The sequence below is a fragment of the Variovorax sp. 22077 genome (assembly GCF_052044195.1).
Lineage (GTDB): Bacteria > Pseudomonadota > Gammaproteobacteria > Burkholderiales > Burkholderiaceae_C > Variovorax > Variovorax atrisoli.
In genome coordinates, this window is sequence record NZ_JBQEQC010000004.1 from 323141 (window position 1) to 343087 (window position 19947).

Consider the following 19947-nt stretch of genomic DNA (forward strand, 5'->3'; position numbering starts at 1 on the left):
CATGGAAGCATCATCATGACTGCCTGGCTCCGATCACTTCTGCGCGTCGCGCTCGCCGGCGCGCTGGTTGCGGCGCTCGGCGCCTGCGGCTCGCTGCCGCCCGCGCGCGAGCGGCCCGCCGAATTCGCGGCCTCGGCCGATCCGTCGACCACGCTCGCGAAGATCGCCGCTGCCTCCACGCCGCCCGAAGAGCATTCGGGCTTCCGGCTGATGCCGCTGGGGGTGTATTCGCTCGACGCGCGCATCCAGCTCGCTCAGCGGGCGCAGCGCTCGCTGGTGGTGCAGTACTACCAGCTCGAGAACGATCCGGTCGGCCGGCTGCTGCTGCGCACGCTGCGCGAGGCGGCGATGCGCGGCGTGAAGGTGCGGGTGCTGGTGGACGACCTCTATACGGTCAAGAGCCAGCAGCTGCTGCTGGCGCTGTCGGAGACGCCCAATGTCGACGTGCGCCTGTTCAATCCGTTCTGCTGCGGACGCAACGGCTTCCTGTCGCGCTTCGCCGCGTCGCCGTGGGAGATCTCTCGGCTCAACCACCGGATGCACAACAAGCTCTTCATTGCCGACGGCGTGATGGCGGTAGTGGGCGGGCGCAACATCGCCGAGGAGTATTTCGTGCTCAGCGAGGCGCAGAACTTCATCGACATGGACGCGCTGGTGGTCGGCAAGGTGGTGCCGCAGTTCGAGTCGATCTTCGACGCCTACTGGAACAGCGAGCAGGTCTGGCCCATCGCCGACATCGTGACGGGCGAGCGCGGGCGCAAGCCGACCGGCGCCGACTTCGACGACTGGGTAGGCATGGCCGCGCCGCCGCCGAAGATCGTGCTGCCGCCGTCGGACATCCTGGGCTACGGCCCCATCGGCGAGGAGCTCGACGCCGGCCGCATGGGGCTGCTGTGGGGCGAGGCCCGAGCGATCGCCGATCCGCCCACCAAGCCGAAGACGATGACGGCCGAGGAGGCCATCGCCACCAGCGTGACGATGAAGGTCTGGGGGCTGCTGATGGATGCCCGGACGGAAGTCGACCTGACCTCGCCCTACCTCGTGCCGGGCGAGCGCGGCATGGAGGCCTTCCAGGACCTGACCCGCCGCAAGGTCAAGCTCACGCTGCTGACGAACTCGCTGGCGGCCAACGACGAGCCCCTGGTGCACACCGGCTATGCACGCTACCGCGAGCGGCTGCTGCAAAGCGGCGCCGATCTCTACGAGCTGAGTCCGCAGCGCACCAGCGCGGGCGAGCGCTTCGGCATGTTCGGCAAGTCGCTCGGGCGGCTGCACGCGAAGACGGCGGCCATCGACAAGACGCGCATCTTCATCGGCTCGATGAACCTCGATCCGCGCTCGGCCAGCCAGAACACCGAGATGGGCGTGGTGGTCGACAGCCCGCAGCTGGCGCGCGAGATGCTGCGGGTGATCAACATCAGCAAGCTGCAGAACTCCTACCGGCTGCGGCTGGCCAAGGACACCGGCACGCTGCAATGGCTGACGAACGACGGCGAGAAGGAAATGATCCTTACCTCGGAGCCGGAGTCGGGCTTCTTCCAGCGCTTCTACAACATGCTGATCGCGCCGATCGTCCCCGAGATGCTGTTGTAGCCTCGGGGGATGGCGCAGACCTTCACCTCGTTGTCCGCCCCGCAGGTCATGCTGTGGGGCCTGCTTTTCTTCGGCGGCATCTATCTCTGTTTCGGCGCCGCCACCTGGCTGCTCACCAGGCGCGTGCTCCCGGCGCTGGGCATCGGACGGGTGCTCGATCCGCGGCCGCTGCAGCCGGGGCAGCTGCGGCGCGAGCTGACGCAGTCGGGCGTGTCGGTGCTGCTCTTCGGGCTGGGCATGGTGTTTCCGTGGGGGCTGCTGCAGCTGGGCTGGGCCCGGCTCGATCCCGATGCGGGCTGGCGGCAGATCGCGGTGGAGATCGTCGCGCTGGCGATCTGGAACGACGTGCACTTCTGGATCAACCACCGGCTGCTGCACACGCGCTGGCTGCGGCGCTTCCACGGGCCGCACCACCGCTCCTTCGTGACCACGCCGTGGTCGACCTACAGCTTCCATCCCGTCGAGGCGCTGATGCTGGGCAACGTGATCCTGCTGCCGATGGTGGTGCACGACTTCAGCTTCTGGTCGCTGGCGGCGGTGCCGGTGTTCAGCCTGTTCTTCAACTGCGTCGGGCATTCGAACTACGACTTCTTCACGGGCGTCTCGTACAGCCACTGGTTCGCGGCGAGCCGCCGGCACCACCTGCACCACGCGGTGCACAACGGCAACTACGGCTTCCAGTTCACCTTCATGGACCGGCTGTTCGGCACGCGCGTGGCGGCCGATGCGGCCGAACCGGTTCTTCAGGCTTTCCGCAAGAAGCATGGCGCGACCACGGCCTGACGCAGGGTCCGGGGCGAACCGCCGCCTGCCGGTGCTGCGCAATGGGCGCGACTGGCAGAGCATCGCCTACCTCTTGGCGCTTCCCGGGCTGGCGGCCTGGCAGTGGTTCCACGGCTTCGATGCGGTGCTGTACGGGCTGATGCTGTTCCTGACGCTGGGCGTCGGCGTGATCCACCACAACCACGTGCACCTGCGCATGTGGCGCAGCCGGCGCCTGAACAGGTTCACCGATTTCTGGATCACGCTGCTGCAGGGCCACCCGACCTTCGTGTTCTGGCCCGCGCACGTCGCCAACCATCACCGCCATCGCCATGGCCCGAAGGACGTGGCACGCACCTACCGCTTCGGTGGCGATACCAACCACCTCCGGGGCTACCTGCTGCACCCGTTCCAGGCCGTGTGGGTGCTCATGCCGCTCTTCTTCGCATGGCTCGCCCGGCTGCGGCGGCACCGTCGCGGCGCCTGGCGCTACTGCATGGCGCAGTACGCAGTGTGGCTGGCGAGCTGGGCGGTGCTGCTGGTGATCGACTGGCGCAAGGCGCTGCTCTTCGTCGTCGTGCCACAGCTGCACGGCCTGCACTGGCTGCTGGCGACCAACTACCTGCAGCACGCGCACGCCGACGGCCGCAAACCCACGCAGGAGGGCGCGCCGGGGGCACCGCGCGATACCGCGGGTAGCCGCTTGAACTACGCGCGCAATTTCGAAGGGCTGGTGAACCCCTTGCTGTTCAACATCGGCCTGCACACCGCACACCACGAGAACCCGCATGCCCACTGGTCCGAGCTCACCCGCCTGCATCGCACGCACTACCGCGCGCAGGTGGACCCGGTGCTCAACGAGGGCGGGCTGGTGCCGTACATGGTGCGCGTCTTCGTGCTGGGGGCCGTGTGGCCGCGATTCCGCAGCCGCCCGCTGATGCCCCGCGATCCATCAACTCTCTGAACCATGCCTGTTCCATTCCAACGCGTGTACCTAGAAAGCGCCGGCTACTTCATGCCGGGCGAGCCCATCCCCAACGAGCGCATGGACGCGTACATCGCGCCGCTCAACCGCATGTCCGAGCGCATCAAGCGGCGCATCCTGGCGGAGAACGGCATCCTCACTCGGCACTACGCGATCGACTCCGAAGGCGTGACGCGGCACACCAATGCGCAGCTGGCAGCCGGCGCGATCCGCGACTGCCTCCAGCGCGGCGGGGCCGAGCTCTCCCGGGTATCGCTGCTGGCCAGCGGCTCCTCGGGCGGCGACGCGCTGATGCCGGGCTTCGCCAATATGATCCAGGGCGAGCTGGCTGCGCAGCCCATGGAGACGCACTCGGTGCACGGCATCTGCGCCGCGGGCGTGTCGGCGATCCAGACGGCCGCGCAGGGCATCGAGCTCGGCGCGCACCGCTCGGCGATGGCCGTGGCCAGCGAGATGCCGTCGCGACTCTTCAAGCGTTCGCGCTTCGCGGCGCGCGGCTACGAGACCGACTTCGACTCGCACTTCCTGCGCTGGATGCTGTCCGACGGGGCAGGGGCCCTGCTGCTGTCCGACGGGGCATCGGCCCTGGCCGGCTCGCCGGGCCTGCGGCTGAAGCTGAAATGGGTGCACCAGCGCGCCTTCTCGGGCGACTATCCGGTCTGCATGCAGCTGGGGCTGACCGAGGACCGCGCGCGCGGCCATCTCGATTTCGGCTCGTGGGCGGAGGCTGAGGCGGCGGGTGCGCTGTCGCTGCGCCAGGACATCCGGCTGCTGCCGCACCTCTTCGACATCGGCATCCACGAATACGCGGAGCTGGTGCGCGACGGCTGGGTCGATCCGAAGCGGGTCGATCACTTCCTGTGCCATTACTCGTCGGAGAAATTCATCCCGGTGGTCGAGGACCTGATGGCCAAGGCCGACCTGTCGATCCCGCGCGAGCGCTGGTGGAGCAACCTCGCATGGCGGGGCAACACGGGCGCGGCGTCGATCCTGGTGATGCTGGCCGAGTTCCTGCACACCAAGGCGCTCAAGCCGGGCGAGCAGATCTTCTGCTACGTGCCGGAGTCGGGGCGCTTCATGGCGGCGTACATGCTGTGGGAGGTGGAGGCCGGCGATGCGGCGCCCGTCGCGGTGGCGCCGCGCGCCGCGGCCGTGCCGGACGACGACCTCGTGATCGCGCCCCCGCACGACCCTGCCGCCGCGCCCGAAGGGCTGGGTGCGCTGCTGACCGAGCTGGCCGCCATCTGGCACGACTACCGTTCGCGCGTGTGGCGCACGCCGCTCGTCCGCCAGATCCGCGAGCGCCGCTTCGCCGTGCCCGACTACCTGAACTGGATGGAGCAATGGGTGCCCCAGGTGCGCGAGGGCAGCAAGTGGATGCGCGAAGGCGCCGCCTCGCTGAGCGAGCCCTACCAGGTGCTGGCATCGCTGATCGGCGTGCACGCGGGCGAGGAGCAGAACGACTTCAACATTCTCTTCAGCGACTACCGCAAGGCCGGCGGCACCGTGGAGAACATCGAGGAGCTGCGGCGCAACCCGGGCGGCGAGGCGCTCAATGCCTACCTGCACGGACTGGCCGCCACGCGCGACCCGATCGGCCTGCTGGGCGCGATCTACATCATCGAGGGCACGGGCCAGCGCATCGTGCCTGCGCTGCTGCCGCTGCTCAAGGCGAGCCTGAAGCTGCCGCCGGATGCCTTCCGCTTCCTGGAGTACCACGGCCACAACGACGAGAACCACCTCAGCCGCTGGCTCACGGCGGTGGAGATGGCGATGGCGGTGGAAGGGCAGTCGCGCGCCGCCAGCCAGATCGTCGAGACGGCGCGCCACACGGCCGCGCTGTACCTGATGCAGTTCCAACACATCACGCAGCGGATGCCCCATGGATCGAACGCCTGAATTCCTGAAGCAAGCCCACGACGAGCGCGATCCCAGCCCCTGGCTGGCGCTGTATCTCGACCAGAGCACGCCGCTGCCGGACGACGTCAAGTCCGCCTGGCTGGCCGATTCGAGTTCGGGCTCGCGCCAGTACCTGCTGCCGTTCCTGCGGCCGATCGCGCGGCTGACGATCATCCTGATCCAGATCGCGAAGGTGTTCGTGCCGCGCAACTGGTCGCATTCGATCCTGCTGCACCGCCTGCTGGCCTGGGGGCTGAAGCGCTTCGTGTCGCCGGAGGCCAACTGGCTGATCCTGCGGCACTTCCACCTGGGCTCGCAGATCCTGGCCTTCATCGGGCGCAATTCGCCGGCGCCCGTGGCCACAAGCCCGCTGGAGCCGGCGGACATCGACGCGCTCAAGGACGAGATGTTCCTGAAGCACGACCTGAACCTCTTCAACTTCGTGATCAGGCTGAACACCGCGCTGCGCGACAAGGGGCTGGCGCTGTGCAAGGCGGAAAAAGTCGACTTCTCGATGATCAAGGAGCCGGGGCTGCGCCTGGAGGATATGCCCCAGGGCAGGCTGAACTTCCTGGACCTGCAAAGCGCCATCGAGCTGTTCACGCCGCTCTACCAGCTGATGCTCACGGACAACGATTTCTGGCGGGCGGCGAACTCCCTGCAGCTGGACGAGACCATCGGCATCTACGCGGCGACGATCCTGAACGCCCCGGAGCACCTGATCCTGGTCAACAACAAGCACCCGCTGGTGCCGCTGTCGACCCTGCGGGCGGGGCACCGGCTGGTGATCCACGGGCTGTCGACCGAAATGCTTCACAGCCTGCTGCAGCGGATGCAGGCTGCCCAGCGCAATACCGGCCAGCCGGAGACCACCCTGTACGAGCAGCCACTTGCATAGGCGTATGCTGCCCCCAGATGCGGACCATGAACACGACCGATAATCCGTCTTCCAAGGCCGATCTGGCGGTGACCCATGTTTTGGCGCAGCTGCTGGAAAAGCTCGAGCACAGCCCTGTACCCGTGGGTGCAGAACAGTACCGCTCCGTGGTCGAACATCTTGTGCACGAGTTCGAGGACATCGGGCAGGGCGCCGAACTGGGGCGCCTGCTCGATGCCTATCCGGCCGCGGCCGAGGTGTACGAAAACCTCAACTACAAGCACGCCGGGCTTTGCCGCTCGGCGTTGGACGCTTCCCTGGCGGCTGAAATCAGCGCCCGGGAAGCCATTGCACGCGCGATGCGCCGTGCCGAACCGAACAGCAAGGACAAGATGCATGGCGAAGGGTGAAGTGAAGACGGCAGTGGTGGCGGACGGCCTGCGCTACAAATCGAAGGCGCCGGGTTCCCCGTTCCGGGCCTCGGCCTCATTCAGCGGGGCAACCATGTCGTGCTTCATGTGCGGCAAGCACCGGGTGCGCTCGCAACTGCGCACCCGCCAGGTGCTGGGCAAGTCGCAGACGGTCTGCGCGCCTTCGTGCAAGGCCCTCGACGAAGCCCTGGAGTAGGCGCGTCGAGCCCCCGGGGCGGGTTAGCCGCTACCACAGAGGGGTGGCATTTGGGCGACATTTCCTCGTGCATAAGTCACGGTATGGCCTTCCACATTCCCGGGATTCGCTATACAGTTGGAAACAAATGATGCATGTAATTGCATGTAATCAAGAGTCCTACTAAGTAGCTGATTTCCAATGAATTGCTGCCACGCCGTTTACACCCTCCACGGGCTACGGAATTCAACCTTTGCCAAGGGGTTCTGCCATGGGTAAGTCGCGCCACGTGGTCATGCAGGTGGTCAGGCGCTCCTCGGGCAGCGCGACGCACCATGTCGAATTCCTGATGGACGACAACTTCGCCGAGCGTCTTCGGCAGCTGCGTTCGCTGGTGCCTCCGCTGGGCAGCCTCAACAAGCAGCGCGATCTGGTCATCGACAAGGTCCGCGTTCGCCTGCCCAACGCGATCTGGCGTTCCGGCAACGAGATCGACATGGACGGCGGAGTCGACGGCTCCTGCATCGTCATCGCGGCCGAGGGCTCGTTCAATTGCGGCGGCAAGGACCGCAAGACGCGCGAGAAGCTGGTGACCTACAACTTCTCGATCTCGCGCCTCATCGAGCTGCACGCCGAGCGCCCCGAGGGCGAAACCCTGTACATCCGCGATGGCGTGTTCGCCAACGACGAGCCGGCCGAATCCCCGGCAGGCCGCTGGGTGGCCTCGATGCACGAGCTGGAAGTGGTGATGCGGGTGCCGGACGCCCCTTCCGATTTCGACACCCTGCACGATCTGCAGATGCGCCCCGAGCACCAGCAGGCGGGTGCCGCGACGACCAACCGCGCCAACTTCTACTGAGCGAGGCCCCGCCGTCGGGCCTGCCGGGCCTCAGCCGGCGGCAGCCGCCTCTGGCGCCGCGCCCACCGGCGTGAACTGCGCGCGGTTGTCCGCAAGCCAGCGCGCCGAGAGGCTGCTGTCCTGCTGCATCGGATGGAAGTCGGCGCGCAGGTAGCTGCGCCAGCCGGCGAGGTTGCCGCGCAGCAGGCCGTCGCGGCTCAGCAGGATGCGCGCGGCGCTCTTCCAGGTCGACCACTTCCACAGTTGTTTCTCGTGGCGCAGGTTGTCGACGGTCTGGCGCATCAAGTCGCCGAGGAACATCAAGGTGACGCGGCGGAACCAGCGCGTGCGCCACTCGTCGGAGCCGCCCGCGGCCTTGTAGATGTCGAAGGCCACGCTCTTGTGCTCCAGCTCCTCCGCGCTGTGCCACAGCCACATGGTGCGCAGTCGCGGCTCGGCGCCGTCGAGCACGCCCGGGTGGGCCAGCAGCCATTCGGCGAACATGGCGGTGAAGTGTTCCGTGGCCGCCGTCACTGCCAGCGCGTGGCGCGGGTCGGCGCCTTCCATCAGTTCCATTCGCTTGCTGGCGCGAGCCGTCCAGCGGTCGACCAGCCCCTGCTTCTCGAGATGGTTGTTGAAGAGCGAGTGGATGCGCCGGTGCGTGGCCTCCTGCCCGATGAAGCCGCGCACGTCGGCCTTGTGCTGCTCCTGAAGCTCTGGCGGCAGCGTTGCGACGGCGTCGCGGACTGCGTCGATGAAGAACTGTTCGCCGAAGGGAAAGCTCATCGACAGCGCGTTGAAGAAAGCGGTAGAGAATGCGTCGCCGCCACACCAGTCACGGGCGAACGGCGGTTGCAGGTCGATCAGAAGGCGGCGTACGACAAGATCGGTCATGAGAACAAGCCTCGAATAAGCACTGATTGCGTGGAGCGGAATTGCTGGTACATCTTCGTACCGCGTGCCGCCATGTTGCAATTGTGATTTGGTACTGTCAAGTACCTGGGCGTAGGAAAATGTGTCGTCCATGAGCGAAACCATCGAAAAAACTGCTCCGTCCAAGTCCGCGGAGGGCCCCGGGAGCGAGCACTACGCGCGCCTGCTCCAAGGCATGGCGCATGCCGTGGCTGCCAAGGGCTATGCCGAGACCACCATTGCGGACATCGTGCGAGAGGCGGCCGTGTCGCGCCGCACCTTCTACGAGCACTTCAGCACCAAGACCGAGTGCCTGATCGCGCTCTACGAAACCGCAAGCCGCCTCGCGCTGCAGACGGTGAGCGAGGCCTTCGATCCGGCCCAACCCTGGCATGCGCAGGTCGAGCAGGCCATGACGGCGTACTTCGATTACCTTGCGCAAGACCCGGCGCTGCTGCGCACGCTCTTCGTCGAGATCCTGGGGCTCGGCCTGCCGGGCCTCGCGGTACGCCGCCGCGTGAACGACGAGATCGCCAACTTCATCCAGACCGCCATCAACACCAGTTCGGACGGCAATGCCGACAGCCCCGCGGTGCACCTGACGAGCGAGATGGCGATGACGGTGGTGGGCGGCATCAACGAACTGGTGCTGCAGGCAATCGAGCAGAACAGGGCAGGCGATCTGCGCGAGCTGGTGGAACCCGCCACGCGGCTCGTGCGCGCAGTGGCTGCAGAGAGCCGACGCTAGGCCCGCCGATGCTTCGGCGCCGTGGCAGCGAGCCACAGCGTGAAGAGCCCAGCCAGCGTCAGCGCCAGCAGCACGCCCAGATGGGGCAGCACGTCGTGCAGTGGCGCGCCCATCTGGTTGAGCCGCAGCGAGGCCTGGATTCCCGCGGTGCTCGGAAAGAGCCAGCGCAGCGCCTGCAGCGGCTCCGGCAGGGCCTCCACGGGCCACGAGAAGCCTGAGAGGAAAGCCATCGGCAGTGCCGTGAACAACAGCACCTGCAAGGCCCGTTCGCGCTCGCGGAACCAGCAGCCCAGCAGCAGTCCGAGCGTGCAGATCGCCGGCACGTAGAACGCGAGCAGCACCAGCGCCCCCCACGGATTGCCGCCGCGCGGGTAGTCCTGCAGGAAGAACACCCAGCCGAAGTAGAAGACGCCGCTGAGGAAGCCGAATGCCGACAGCGCGCCCAGCCGGCCCAGCCAGGCGCCCATCGATGCCCGCAGCCGTCCGGCCTCGGCCCAGGTGCCGGCCAGCATCGCCACCCCCATGAGCAGCGTCTGCTGGAGGATCAGCAGGGCCACCGCGGGCACCACGTAGCTGCCGTAGCCTTCGGTCGGGTTGAAGAGCGCGACGAGCTGCGTGTTGAGCGGGCTGCGGCTGCGAGCCGCCTGGATCGCGCTCTGGCCGCCGGCCTGCAGCTTGCGGATCTCGACGCCCGCCGAGACGGTGCCCACGGCCTCCGAGAAACCGTACAGCACCGCCTTGTTGAGCAGCGCATAGGCGCCGTTGCCCTCGATGGTGACCACCGCAGAGGTGCCGCGCAGCACGCTGCGCTTCAGGTCGGCCGGCAGCAGCGCGTAGCCCTCGATCTCGCCGCGCCACAGCGCCTGCTGCGCCTCGCCGACGTCACCAGTGACCATGCGCACGTCCAGCCGCGGGTTGGCCATTGCGAAGCGTGCGATCTGCCGCGACAGGCCGGTGTGGTCCTGGTCGACCACCGCCACCGGCACGCGCGTCACGGCCTGCGTGCCATAGGGCCAGGGGTAGAAGAAGCCGTAGATGATGGGCGCGAGCAGCATGATCAGCAGCACGCCCTTGTCGCGCAGTACCGCCAATGCGGTCTCGCGCCATGCCGGGCCGAAGCGAAGCCGTTCGTCAGTCATCAGCGTCCACCCCAGCTCTCGGGCGCCTTGGCGGCCTTCACCAGTGCCGCAGCGCACGCGGCAAGCAGCACGCCCGTGGCCAGGACCATCCACAGCGGCGTCGCCGCCGAGTACGCCACCGGCGCGCCCATCTGCAGCTGCTCCATCTGCACGCGGATGTAGTGCGTGTAGGGAAGCAGGTTGGCCCAGACCTGCGCCAGCACGGGCATCGCGACCAGCGGAAAGCCCACGCCGCCGAACGCGAAGGCGGGCGCCGTGATGAACCCCGTGGCCGACAGGGCCGTGCGCAGCGATCGCGTGAGCGCCGCCACGAAGGCCCCCAGCGCGATCGAAAGCGCCATGAAGACGACCAGCGCGAAGAGCGTCCATCCGAGCGAACCGACCGGATGCCAGCCGCGGCCCGCGGTGATCCACAGCATCGCGGCCAGCGCCACCGCCGACAGGCTCGCGAACGGCAGCGCCAGCTTGCCCGCAAGCGCGGCCAGCACCTCGTGCCACTGCGGCGAGGCGCCCAGCCATCCCCCGATGCTGCGGTCGCGCAGCTCGCGGCCCACGGCCCATGCGCCAGCGGTCATCGCGAGGATGTGCAGCAGCGCTGGAATGAGCGCCGCGCCCAGGAACTGCTCGTAGTCGGTCGACGTGTTGAACAGCGCCACCATGCTCACCTTGATCGGCTCCATGCTCACGCGCGCGGCCGTCATCGACTCGCCGCGCTTGTTGCGCACCGTGAGCTCGACCCCGCCCGAGACCGTTGCCACGGCGGTGCGAACGTCGCGCTGGATCAGGCTCGAATGCGTACCGAGCTGCGCGTTGTGCAGCAGCACGACCTGGCCGACTCGGCCCTGCTTGACGTCGCGGCTCAGTTCGCGCGGCAGCTGCACCGCCGCGTCGACCGCGCCGCTGGTGAGCGCGCGCGCCATCTCGCCTTCGTCGCTGTAGCGCTGCGCCACGCGCAGGCCGGGCGTGGCGTCCAGGAAGCGCACCACCTGCCGCGAGAGCGAGGAGTGGTCCTGGTCGAGCACGCCGATCGGCAGCCGCTCGGGCAGGCCGGCCGAGAATATCCACCAGATCAGGAACACCGCGAGCAGCGGCACCCAGGAGATCATGGCCAGGTCCCACGGACGCGCGCGCAGCAGCGCGAGCTCGCGTCGTGCGCTGGCGGTGGAGAAGCCACGGAGGCTCATCGAGGGAATCCGTGCCGCCGGTCAGTCCACCAGCACGCTCATGCCGGGCCGCGCACCTTCGATGGGCTTGAGCGGACGTGCGCGGACCTCGAAGGTGCGCACGTCGAAGCCGGTGCCGCCGCGCGTGGCGCGCCAGGTCGCGAAGTCGGGCAGCACGGCGCTGTAGTAGACCTTGAAGCGGGCAGTGCGCTTGCCCTCGGGCAGCGCGGGCAGGTGGGCGTCGAATTCGTCGCCCAGCGCGAAGCGGGCGAGCCGGTCTTCGCGCACGTTGAGCACCACCCACTGGTCGTTCAGGTCGACCACCGTGACCACCGCCACGCCCTGCGGCGAAAGTTCGCCGACCTTCGCCAGCACCTTGGCCACTTCGCCGGCCACGGGGCTGCGCAGCTCGGTCTCGGCCTTGGCGGCTTCCGCCTCGGCCACCACGCCGGCGACCTGGCGGGCCTGTGCGCTGGCTGCGGCCTTGTCCTCGGGCCGGGCGCCGGTGCGGGCCATGTCGTACTGCGCCTTCGCCGCGATGGCGGCGTCGCGCGAGGCCTTCCAGTTGGCCTCTGCTTCGTCGCGCTTCTGGTCGGCCACCAGGCCCTCGCGCGCGAGTCCGTCGACTCGGCGGAAAGAGGTTTGCGCAAGTTGCGCGGCGGTCTCGGCACGCTGCCACTGCATGCGCGCCATTTCCACTTCCTGCGGACGGGCGCCGTTCTGCGCCTTCTCGGCGACGGCCTGCGCGGCCTGCTCGGCGGCGGTTGCCTGCGCGAGCTTGGCGCGCACCTCGGGGCTGTCCATGCGGACCAGCACCGTGCCGGCCTGGATGCGATCGCCTTCCTTCACCGGCACTTCGGCGACGCGCGCGGTCACCTTGCCCGCGACGTCGGTCTCGCGCGCTTCCATCTGGCCCTGGAACACCTCGGGCGCCGGACGCGAGGCGCGCCAGAAGCCCCAGACGAGCAGCGCCAGCACGAGCAGGGCGGCCAGTATCGCGATCAGTTTTCGGGTCTTGGCACTCATCATCAATTCACCTTCACGTCGGCACGTGCGATGTAGTCGGAAAACCTGTCGGAAAGCCCGGCGCTTTCGAGCAACTGCGCGAGCGCCTGCACGTAGTCGTTGGCGGCCTGCGCGCGTTCGGTCAGCACCTTGGCCTGGTTGGTCTCTGCGTCGATCAGGTCGAGCGTGGTGCTCGTGCCTTCGCGCAGGCCGGCGGTGCGCAGCTTCACGACCTCCTGCGCGAGCTCGACCGAGGCCTTCATCTCCAGGTACTGGCGGCGAGCGTTCTCCAGCGCGCGCCAGTTGCGCTCGACCAGCAGCGAGATGTCGCTGCGCGCCTGCGCATCGGTGCGTTCGGCCTGCTCGACCTGCTTGAGCGAGGCGGCCGAGAGCTTGTCGCGGTCCACCGAGTCGTAAAGCGTCCAGCGCACGCCGACGCCGGCCACCCAGTCGGCGTTGCCGCTCTTGAGCTCGCGCGTGCCGAAGGCGATCACCTGCGGCCTGCGCAGCGCCTCTTCGCCTTCGTGCAGCTGCTCGGCCTGCGACTTCTTGGCCGCGACCTTGTCCAGGCCCGGGTGCCGCGTGAGCGCCGAATCGATGAAGTAGTTCAGCGGCTCGATCGGCGTGCTGATGAGAAAGAGCGGCGTCTGCGGCGCCACGCTGCCGTCGGCGCGTACGGTGCGGGCCAGCGCCACGGAGGCCAGCGCCGCGTCGTTCTCGGCCTTGCGTGCGTTGCGGCGGGCTTCTTCATACGCGGCGCTGGCCTGCAGCCGCTCGACGCGCGAGATCACGCCGGCGGCCAGCATCTTCTGCGCCGCCGAGTCGTGTTGCGCGATGGTGCGCTCGGCCTGCAGGCGCAGGGCGGCAGCGCGGCGGGCGAGCTGCGCGCCAAAGTAGCGCTGTACGAGCAGGGTGTCGACTTCGTGGCCGGCCTGCTCGGCGTCGGCCTGCGCCTCGCGCGTCTGGGCCGAGACGAAGCCGCGCACCGCGTCGGTCGCGCCGCCCACGTAGATCGGCCACACGGCGGAGATCGAGGCGTTGGTGCCGGTGTCGTGGCGGTTGAGGGTGTAGCTGTTGGGCAGTTGCGGTATCGGCACGCGCGCGATCACGCTCTGGATGGACGACGGCAGCGCCGAACCCAGCTGCCCGAGCCGCTGGTTGAGCGGATCGAGATCGAGGTTCAGGTTCGCGTTGTAGGCATAGGCCAGCGCGGAGACGCTGACCGAGGGGCCGCCCAGGCGCTTGAGGCCCTGGCTTTGCAGCTCCTTCGCGTCGACGGCGGCGCGGGCGGCGGCCAGCTTGTCGGAGCGGTCGATCATGCGGGCGCGGGCCGCGTCGAAGCTCAGGGAGAGGGTGTCGTCGCCGGCTTGCGGCTGGGCTGGCGTCTGGGCCTGTGGCTGTGCCTGCGCGAAGGCGGTGCCGCACAGCACCAGCAATGCCGGCAACAGGCTCGGCGTGAAGGGGCTTGCGGCGTGGCGTGTTCGTTTCGTCATCGGTTCAGGCGGTCTTGCGCAGCAGGGCGTCGAGCTCCTGCTGCAGGATCACGGGGAACGCGGCCTGCACCGCGCCGGTGGCGAGGCCCCGGGCCTGTTCGAGCAGCTGGGTTGCGCGCCCGGCGTCGATGGCGTCGCTGCTCAGCAGGTTGTCGGCCAGGGTGCGCAGCCAGTGGCGCGCCACGGTGCGCAGCGTGCGGGCCATGGTCTCCTGCATGCGGATGGCCTCTTCCAGCGGCAGGCCCAGGGCGGCAAGCTGCTCGGCGATCTGGCCGAGCGCGGGGCTGAGCATCTGCACCTGGCCGTCGGGCAGTTCGCGCATGAGGCCGGCCTTGGTGGCGCGGGCGAGCAGGGCGGGCGTCATCTGGCCCTTCCACTTGGCGGCCAGCGCGTCGGCCGAGACCACCACCGGCTTTTCCTCGGCGAAGAGGCTGCCCGAGACGGACCGGGCAACGGCCACGAGGTCGCGCCAGGCCGAGGCCGGCGCGCGGTCGAAGATGCGGCGGATGGCTTCTATGCCGAAGCCCTGGTCGCGCAGTTCGCGGATCAGCGCCAGGCGCTGCGCATGCTCGTCGCCATACAGGCCGAGCCGTCCGCGCAGCCTGGGCGGCGGCAGCAGGCCGGCGGTGGTGTAGGCGCGGATGTTGCGCACCGTCACGCCGGTGCGCGCGGCCAGCTCCTCGACGGAGAGTTCCTGGGCGGCATCGGTGGCGGCTGGCGTGTTCATGTGACAGATTGAATGTTACATCATTGATGTCACATGTTGAGCCCTAGACCTGGATCGTCGGCTTGTAGTCCGCCGGCAGCACTTCGTTCCACTTGCCGAAGATCGCCATCAGCCCGACGGCCACCGCGCCCGACAGCAGCACGGCCCCGCAGGCATGCGCCCAGCCATTGTCGAAGGCGCCGAACATCACGGCGCGGAAGGCCTGCACCACCCAGCTGAAGGGCAGCCAGCCATGCACGTCGCGGAAGAAGCCGGCCGAAAGCTCCACCGGCAGCACGCCGCCGCCGGCCGACAGCTGCAGCGTCAGCAGCAGCACGGTGAGGATGCGGCCGAAGTCGCCGAACACGTGCAGGATCGCGAACAGCACCACCAGGAACACCAGCGAGGCCAGCGCCATCGTCAAGGCCAGGGCCGGCACGTCCGGGGCCTGCACCTGGAGCACGCCCACCAGCGTGGCCAGCACCAGCGCCACCTGCAGCAGCACGATCAGCGCCGGCATGGTGATCTTGCCCAGCGTCTTCGCGAGCTTGGGGTAGTGGCTGTGGTCCGACAGCACGATGCGGATGTTGAACAGGTAGCCCGCCATCACCGCGCCGATCCACAGCGCCACCGACACCATGTTGGGCACGAAGGCGCTGCCGTTGTTGGCCACCGGCGCCACCACCTCCACCTTGGGCTCGACCGAGTCCGCCAGCCCCGAGGCGCTGCCCTGGATGCGGGTGATCGAGGCGGGCAGGGCGGCCTCGATGGTGCGCACGCCGGTCGAAAGCCGCTCCGCGCCCTGGGCGAGCTGCACGCCGCCCTGCACGAACTCGTCGAGCTTGCGGTCGGGCGGCAGCCTGCCAGACATGGTGTGGACGCCCGCCGCCAGCGCCGCCATGCCGTCGGTGAGCTTGCCCACGCCGCCGTCGAGAGCGGTCGCGCCGGTCGCGAGCTTGCGGCTGCCGTCCTGCGCCTTGGTCATGGCGGCCTGCGCCTGCTCGATGCCTCCGCGCAGCTTGTCGGCGCCCGCCGCGAGCTCGCCAGCACCCTTGGCGATGCGCTCGCCCACGAAGGGAATGTCGGCCGTGTCCTTCTGCATCCGGCGCGCGCCGTCGCCGAGCTGCCCGGCGCCGCCTTCGAGCTGCTCGAGCCCGTCGCCGATCTGCGCGAGTCCGCTGCCGAGTTCGCGCTGGCCCGCCGCCAGCTGCTGCGAGCCGGCCTTGAGCGCGCGCAGGTCGGCATCCGCCGGCAGCTTCGATTCGATGGTGCGGATGCCGCCGTTGACCTGCTTGAACCCGCTGCCCACCTGCTGTGCGGCTGCGCCGTACTGGGCAGCGCCGCTGGCCAGCGCCTGGCTGCCGTCGCGCAGCTCCATCAGGGCCTGCTTGAGCTTGTCGAGCCGCGCCTGCGAGCCCGAGGCGGCATTCAGCACCAGGCCCCAGCGCTGCTCGTTGAGCATCTCGTTGACCTGGTGCCCCAGTTCGCCCGCGAAGCGCCGCGCCAGGCCGGCCGAGCTGTAGTTGTTGCCTTCGGAGGTGTAGACCACGATCTGTCCCGCACCGCGCTGCGCGCCGGGCACCGCGTTGGCGCTGAAGTCGGGCGGGATCAGCAGCGCGAAGGCCAGCGTGCCCCGCCGCACCTCGGCGCGTGCCGCTTCGGTGTCGGTCATCGTGCGGAAGCCGAAGGCGCGCTTGTCGAGCAGGGTGCGCGTGAGCTCGTCGCCCACGTTGACCGTGCGCGACATGTAGGTCACGCCCCGGTCCTGGTTGACGATGGCGGCGGGCAGGTCGGATGTGTGGCCGGCCGGGTCCCACACGCTCGAGAGATAGATCAGCGCATAGATCGCGGGCACCACGCCCACCGCCGCCACGGCCAGCAGGATGCGCGGAAAGCGCCGCACGATCGCCACCTCGGCCCGGGCGATGGCCCAGGTGCCGGCGAACAGGGCATGGAGGTATCGCATGGGGCTAGGAGACTGGCAGCAGCGCCATGGCGGTGGATGGAGCGGTCGGGGAGGGTCCCGGTCAGCCCGGCTTTCGCTGGGCGGGGTCGTAGAAGAACTGCTCCTCGGCGATGCGCTCGCCCTCCCAGCGCTGCCAGGCGATCTCCTCCATGCGCATCCTGCCGCCGCCCTTGAACCTGAACTCGAAGATCCAGTGGATCGCGACGTGGTCGCCGTTCACCAGCACCGGCCGAACGCAGGTGGAGACCACCGACTCGGTGCGCTCCAGCACGGCGGTTTCCTGGGCCACCAGCGTGCTGCGGCCGCGCCGCGGTTCGGCCTGGTTCTCGCGCATGGTGGCGTCTTCGGTGTAGTAGTCCTCGATGGCCTTGGCATGCGCGCCGCCTTCGACGGCGGCGATGAATGATTCGAGTCGTTCGGTCGTGGGCATCTTTCAGTGGTCCATGGCGCAACGCGCCTTCAGTGACATGCAAGGCTCGAGCAGGCCGTGCGCGAGACACCGCGGAACCGGCACTGCCGGGCCGCAGGTGTGGGCCCGGCGAGGGGGCCGGCGTAGCGACGCAAACCGCGCGAAGCCTGGGGGAGCGTCATCTCATGACTTTACTTTGACTTCGACGCGGCGAGCCTCGGCAGGAGGCCCGTCGGCCTGCGACTGCTCCGGCTTGGCCAGCTCAATCTTGTCCTCGGGCGCACCGGCGGCCTTGAGCGCATCGCTCACGGCCATCGCGCGCTGCTTGGCGAGCTCGGCGTTCTTGGCCGGGTCGCCGCTGGCGTCGTGGTAGCCGCTCACGAGCACGGTGCTGCCGCTCTGCACGGCCTTGATGACGTCGGCCAGCGCCTCCTTGGCGTTGGGCGCCACCTCGGCGCTGGCAGTCGCGAAGTAGAACTTCACGACGCCGTTCTCCACCTTCACCGCGGCGGCTTCGGCTGCCGATACGGCACCCGATGCGACCGTTGCCGCGGGTGTCGACGGGGCCATGGCCGCCGGTGCAGCGGCGGCGGGCGGCGTCTCCACCTTCGCAGGTGCCGCCGCAGCCGCATCGCCCGCATGGAACTTCACCACCAGCGGCACGATGAGCAGTGCCACGATGTTGATGATCTTGATCAGCGGGTTCACCGCCGGTCCGGCCGTGTCCTTGTAGGGGTCGCCCACGGTGTCGCCGGTGACGGCGGCCTTGTGCGTCTCGCTGCCCTTGCCGCCGAAGTGGCCGTCCTCGATGTACTTCTTGGCGTTGTCCCAGGCGCCGCCGCCGGTGCACATGCTGATGGCGACGAACAGGCCCGTGACGATGGTGCCCATCAGCAGCCCGCCCAGCGCCTTCGGCCCGAGCACCAGGCCGACGATGATCGGCACCAGAACCGGCAGCAGCGAGGGGATCATCATTTCCTTGATGGCCGCGCCGGTCAGCATGCCCACGGCCTTGCCGTACTCGGGCTTGCCGGTGCCTTCCATGATGCCGGGGATGTCGCGGAACTGGCGGCGCACTTCCTCCACCACCGCGCCGGCTGCGCGGCCCACGGCCTCCATGGCCATCGCACCGAAGAGGTAGGGGATCAGGCCGCCGATGAACAGGCCCACGATCACCATCGGGTCGCTCAGGTTGAAGCTGATCGCCTGGCCGAAGCTCTCCAGCTTGTGCGTGTAGTCGGCGAAGAGCACCAGCGAGGCCAGGCCCGCCGAGCCGATGGCGTAGCCCTTGGTCACGGCCTTGGTGGTGTTGCCGACCGCGTCGAGCGGGTCGGTCACGGCGCGCACGCTGTCGGGCAGTTCGCTCATCTCGGCGATGCCGCCGGCGTTGTCGGTGATGGGGCCGTAGGCGTCGAGCGCGACCACGATGCCGGCCATGCTCAGCATCGACGTGGCGGCCACCGCGATGCCGTAGAGGCCGGCCAGCGAGTAGGCCGCCAGGATCGCGATGCAAACGAAGATCACCGGCCAGGCCGTGGAGCGCATCGACACGCCCAGGCCCGCGATGATGTTGGTGCCGTGGCCCGTGGTCGATGCCTGCGCGATGTGCCGAACGGGCTTGTACTGCGTGCCGGTGTAGTACTCGGTGATCCACACCAGCGCGGCCGTCAGCGCCAGACCGACGAAGCAGGCGCCGAACAGCTTGAGCTGGCTGCCGCTCGCGGCGATCGCGTTGTCCGGGATCAGCCAGCTGGTGACGAACCAGAAGGCGATCAGCGACAGGATGCCCGACACCGCCAGCCCCTTGTAAAGCGCCGGCATCACGTTGACCATGCCCGGCGACGCCTTCACGAAGAAGCAGCCGATGATCGACGCGATGATCGACACCCCGCCCAGCGCCAGCGGGTAGAGCACCGCGTTGGTGGGCGCCGCCGCGACCATCAGCGCGCCCAGCACCATGGTGGCGATCAGCGTCACGGCATAGGTTTCGAACAGGTCGGCGGCCATGCCGGCGCAGTCGCCGACGTTGTCGCCCACGTTGTCGGCGATCACGGCGGGGTTGCGCGGATCGTCCTCGGGGATGCCGGCCTCCACCTTGCCCACCAGGTCGGCGCCGACGTCGGCGCCCTTGGTGAAGATGCCGCCGCCCAGTCGCGCGAAGATCGAGATCAGCGAGGAGCCGAAGGCGAAGCCGATGAGCGGATTGAGCACCGCCGACAGGCTGTGCCCCGCAGCCGGCGTCCCGCTGCCGATCAGCACCCAGTAGAAGGCCGACACGCCCAGCAGGCCCAGCCCGACCACCAGCATGCCGGTGATGGCGCCGCCGCGGAACGCGACGTCGAGCGCCGGACCGATGCCGTGGGTAGCGGCCTGCGCGGTGCGCACGTTGGCGCGCACCGACACGTTCATGCCGATGAAGCCGCAGGCTCCGGAAAGCACCGCGCCCACGATGAAGCCGGCGGCGGTGGTGAGGTCGAGGAAGACGGCGATCAGGATGGCGAGCACGATGCCGACGACGGCGATGGTGCTGTACTGCTTGGCGAGGTAGGCCGAGGCGCCGGCCTGGATGGCCGCCGCGATCTCCTGCATGCGGGCGTTGCCCGCGTCCTTCGCCAGAATCCAACTTCGGGCCCAGAAACCGTAGGCCACGGCGACGAGACCGCAGACGATGGCCAGTATCAGGGGGGTGTTGCCGATCATGCTTTGCTTCTCCATTCGTTCGTTGTGACTAGTGGAGACGGACAGCACGGGCCCTTGCGTGCAACGCGTACGGGACCGTGATTTCCGCCGCGTTGCTTCCTCGAAGCTCGCTGCACCGGGGTGCGGAGCCGATTGGCCAACGGTTG

18 protein-coding genes are annotated in these 19947 nt (G+C 68.7%); 9 read left to right on the forward strand and 9 right to left on the reverse strand.

Annotation, left to right across the window (positions count from 1 at the left end):
- Window positions 1-15: 15 nt before the first annotated feature.
- The 8 genes from ACTJLF_RS08030 (at window position 16) to ACTJLF_RS08065 (ending at window position 7581) form a co-directional block, all read left to right on the forward strand.
- The gene (locus ACTJLF_RS08030) at window positions 16-1593 is read left to right on the forward strand and encodes a phospholipase D family protein (RefSeq protein ID WP_126184280.1); all 1578 of its coding nucleotides are present in this window, start codon (window positions 16-18) and stop codon (window positions 1591-1593) included.
- A gap of 9 nt (window positions 1594-1602) precedes the next feature.
- A complete protein-coding gene (locus tag ACTJLF_RS08035; RefSeq protein ID WP_019653013.1) occupies window positions 1603-2376 on the forward strand; it encodes a sterol desaturase family protein in 774 nt (257 codons plus the stop codon).
- A complete protein-coding gene (locus tag ACTJLF_RS08040) occupies window positions 2357-3319 on the forward strand; it encodes a fatty acid desaturase (RefSeq protein WP_132799821.1) in 963 nt (320 codons plus the stop codon). The genes ACTJLF_RS08035 and ACTJLF_RS08040 overlap by 20 nt, the downstream gene beginning before the upstream one ends.
- 3 nt (window positions 3320-3322) lie before the next feature.
- Window positions 3323-5239: an iron-containing redox enzyme family protein gene (locus tag ACTJLF_RS08045; RefSeq protein WP_440882815.1), complete on the forward strand. Its 1917-nt coding sequence runs from the start codon at window positions 3323-3325 to the stop codon at window positions 5237-5239.
- Complete coding sequence (locus tag ACTJLF_RS08050; RefSeq protein WP_019653010.1) at window positions 5223-6137, forward strand: DUF6999 family protein; 915 nt, start codon at window positions 5223-5225, stop codon at window positions 6135-6137. The genes ACTJLF_RS08045 and ACTJLF_RS08050 overlap by 17 nt, the downstream gene beginning before the upstream one ends.
- Before the next feature lie 17 nt (window positions 6138-6154).
- Complete coding sequence (locus tag ACTJLF_RS08055; protein WP_026346217.1) at window positions 6155-6526, forward strand: hypothetical protein; 372 nt, start codon at window positions 6155-6157, stop codon at window positions 6524-6526.
- Window positions 6513-6743, forward strand: a complete 231-nt coding sequence (locus tag ACTJLF_RS08060) for a hypothetical protein (RefSeq protein WP_019653008.1) — start codon at window positions 6513-6515, stop codon at window positions 6741-6743. The genes ACTJLF_RS08055 and ACTJLF_RS08060 overlap by 14 nt, the downstream gene beginning before the upstream one ends.
- A gap of 250 nt (window positions 6744-6993) precedes the next feature.
- Window positions 6994-7581: a hypothetical protein gene (locus tag ACTJLF_RS08065; protein ID WP_019653007.1), complete on the forward strand. Its 588-nt coding sequence runs from the start codon at window positions 6994-6996 to the stop codon at window positions 7579-7581.
- A 30-nt stretch (window positions 7582-7611) separates the two neighbouring features.
- Here the strand turns inward: ACTJLF_RS08065 and ACTJLF_RS08070 are convergent, their stop codons facing one another.
- Window positions 7612-8454, reverse strand: a complete 843-nt coding sequence (locus ACTJLF_RS08070; protein WP_019653006.1) for a metal-dependent hydrolase — start codon at window positions 8452-8454, stop codon at window positions 7612-7614.
- A 130-nt stretch (window positions 8455-8584) separates the two neighbouring features.
- On the opposite strand from ACTJLF_RS08070, the gene ACTJLF_RS08075 reads away from it, so the two are divergent.
- Entirely contained in the window at window positions 8585-9220 is a 636-nt protein-coding gene (locus ACTJLF_RS08075) for a TetR/AcrR family transcriptional regulator (protein WP_019653005.1), read from the forward strand.
- Here the strand turns inward: ACTJLF_RS08075 and ACTJLF_RS08080 are convergent.
- The 8 genes from ACTJLF_RS08080 to ACTJLF_RS08115 all read right to left on the reverse strand — a co-directional run bounded on the left by ACTJLF_RS08080 (window position 9217) and on the right by ACTJLF_RS08115 (window position 19801).
- The gene (locus ACTJLF_RS08080) at window positions 9217-10359 is read right to left on the reverse strand and encodes an ABC transporter permease (RefSeq protein WP_019653004.1); all 1143 of its coding nucleotides are present in this window, start codon (window positions 10357-10359) and stop codon (window positions 9217-9219) included. The two genes, ACTJLF_RS08075 and ACTJLF_RS08080, sit on opposite strands and share 4 nt — an antisense overlap.
- A complete protein-coding gene (locus ACTJLF_RS08085) occupies window positions 10359-11543 on the reverse strand; it encodes an ABC transporter permease (protein WP_440882816.1) in 1185 nt (394 codons plus the stop codon). Before ACTJLF_RS08085 ends, ACTJLF_RS08080 begins: the two co-directional genes overlap by 1 nt.
- A 21-nt stretch (window positions 11544-11564) precedes the next feature.
- Complete coding sequence (locus ACTJLF_RS08090; RefSeq protein ID WP_132750821.1) at window positions 11565-12551, reverse strand: HlyD family secretion protein; 987 nt, start codon at window positions 12549-12551, stop codon at window positions 11565-11567.
- Window positions 12551-14020, reverse strand: a complete 1470-nt coding sequence (locus ACTJLF_RS08095) for a TolC family protein (protein ID WP_240650025.1) — start codon at window positions 14018-14020, stop codon at window positions 12551-12553. Before ACTJLF_RS08095 ends, ACTJLF_RS08090 begins: the two co-directional genes overlap by 1 nt.
- Window positions 14021-14024: 4 nt before the next feature.
- Window positions 14025-14747 (reverse strand): MerR family transcriptional regulator, encoded by a 723-nt coding sequence (locus tag ACTJLF_RS08100; RefSeq protein WP_132799836.1) that lies wholly within the window; start codon window positions 14745-14747, stop codon window positions 14025-14027.
- 43 nt (window positions 14748-14790) lie between these two features.
- On the reverse strand, window positions 14791-16692 hold the full coding sequence (locus tag ACTJLF_RS08105) for a YhgE/Pip domain-containing protein (RefSeq protein WP_132799839.1): 1902 nt from the start codon (window positions 16690-16692) through the stop codon (window positions 14791-14793).
- A 61-nt stretch (window positions 16693-16753) separates the two neighbouring features.
- The gene (locus ACTJLF_RS08110) at window positions 16754-17122 is read right to left on the reverse strand and encodes a nuclear transport factor 2 family protein (RefSeq protein ID WP_132750824.1); all 369 of its coding nucleotides are present in this window, start codon (window positions 17120-17122) and stop codon (window positions 16754-16756) included.
- Window positions 17123-17284: 162 nt separating this feature from the next.
- Window positions 17285-19801, reverse strand: a complete 2517-nt coding sequence (locus tag ACTJLF_RS08115) for a sodium-translocating pyrophosphatase (RefSeq protein ID WP_132799842.1) — start codon at window positions 19799-19801, stop codon at window positions 17285-17287.
- Window positions 19802-19947: the final 146 nt, after the last annotated feature.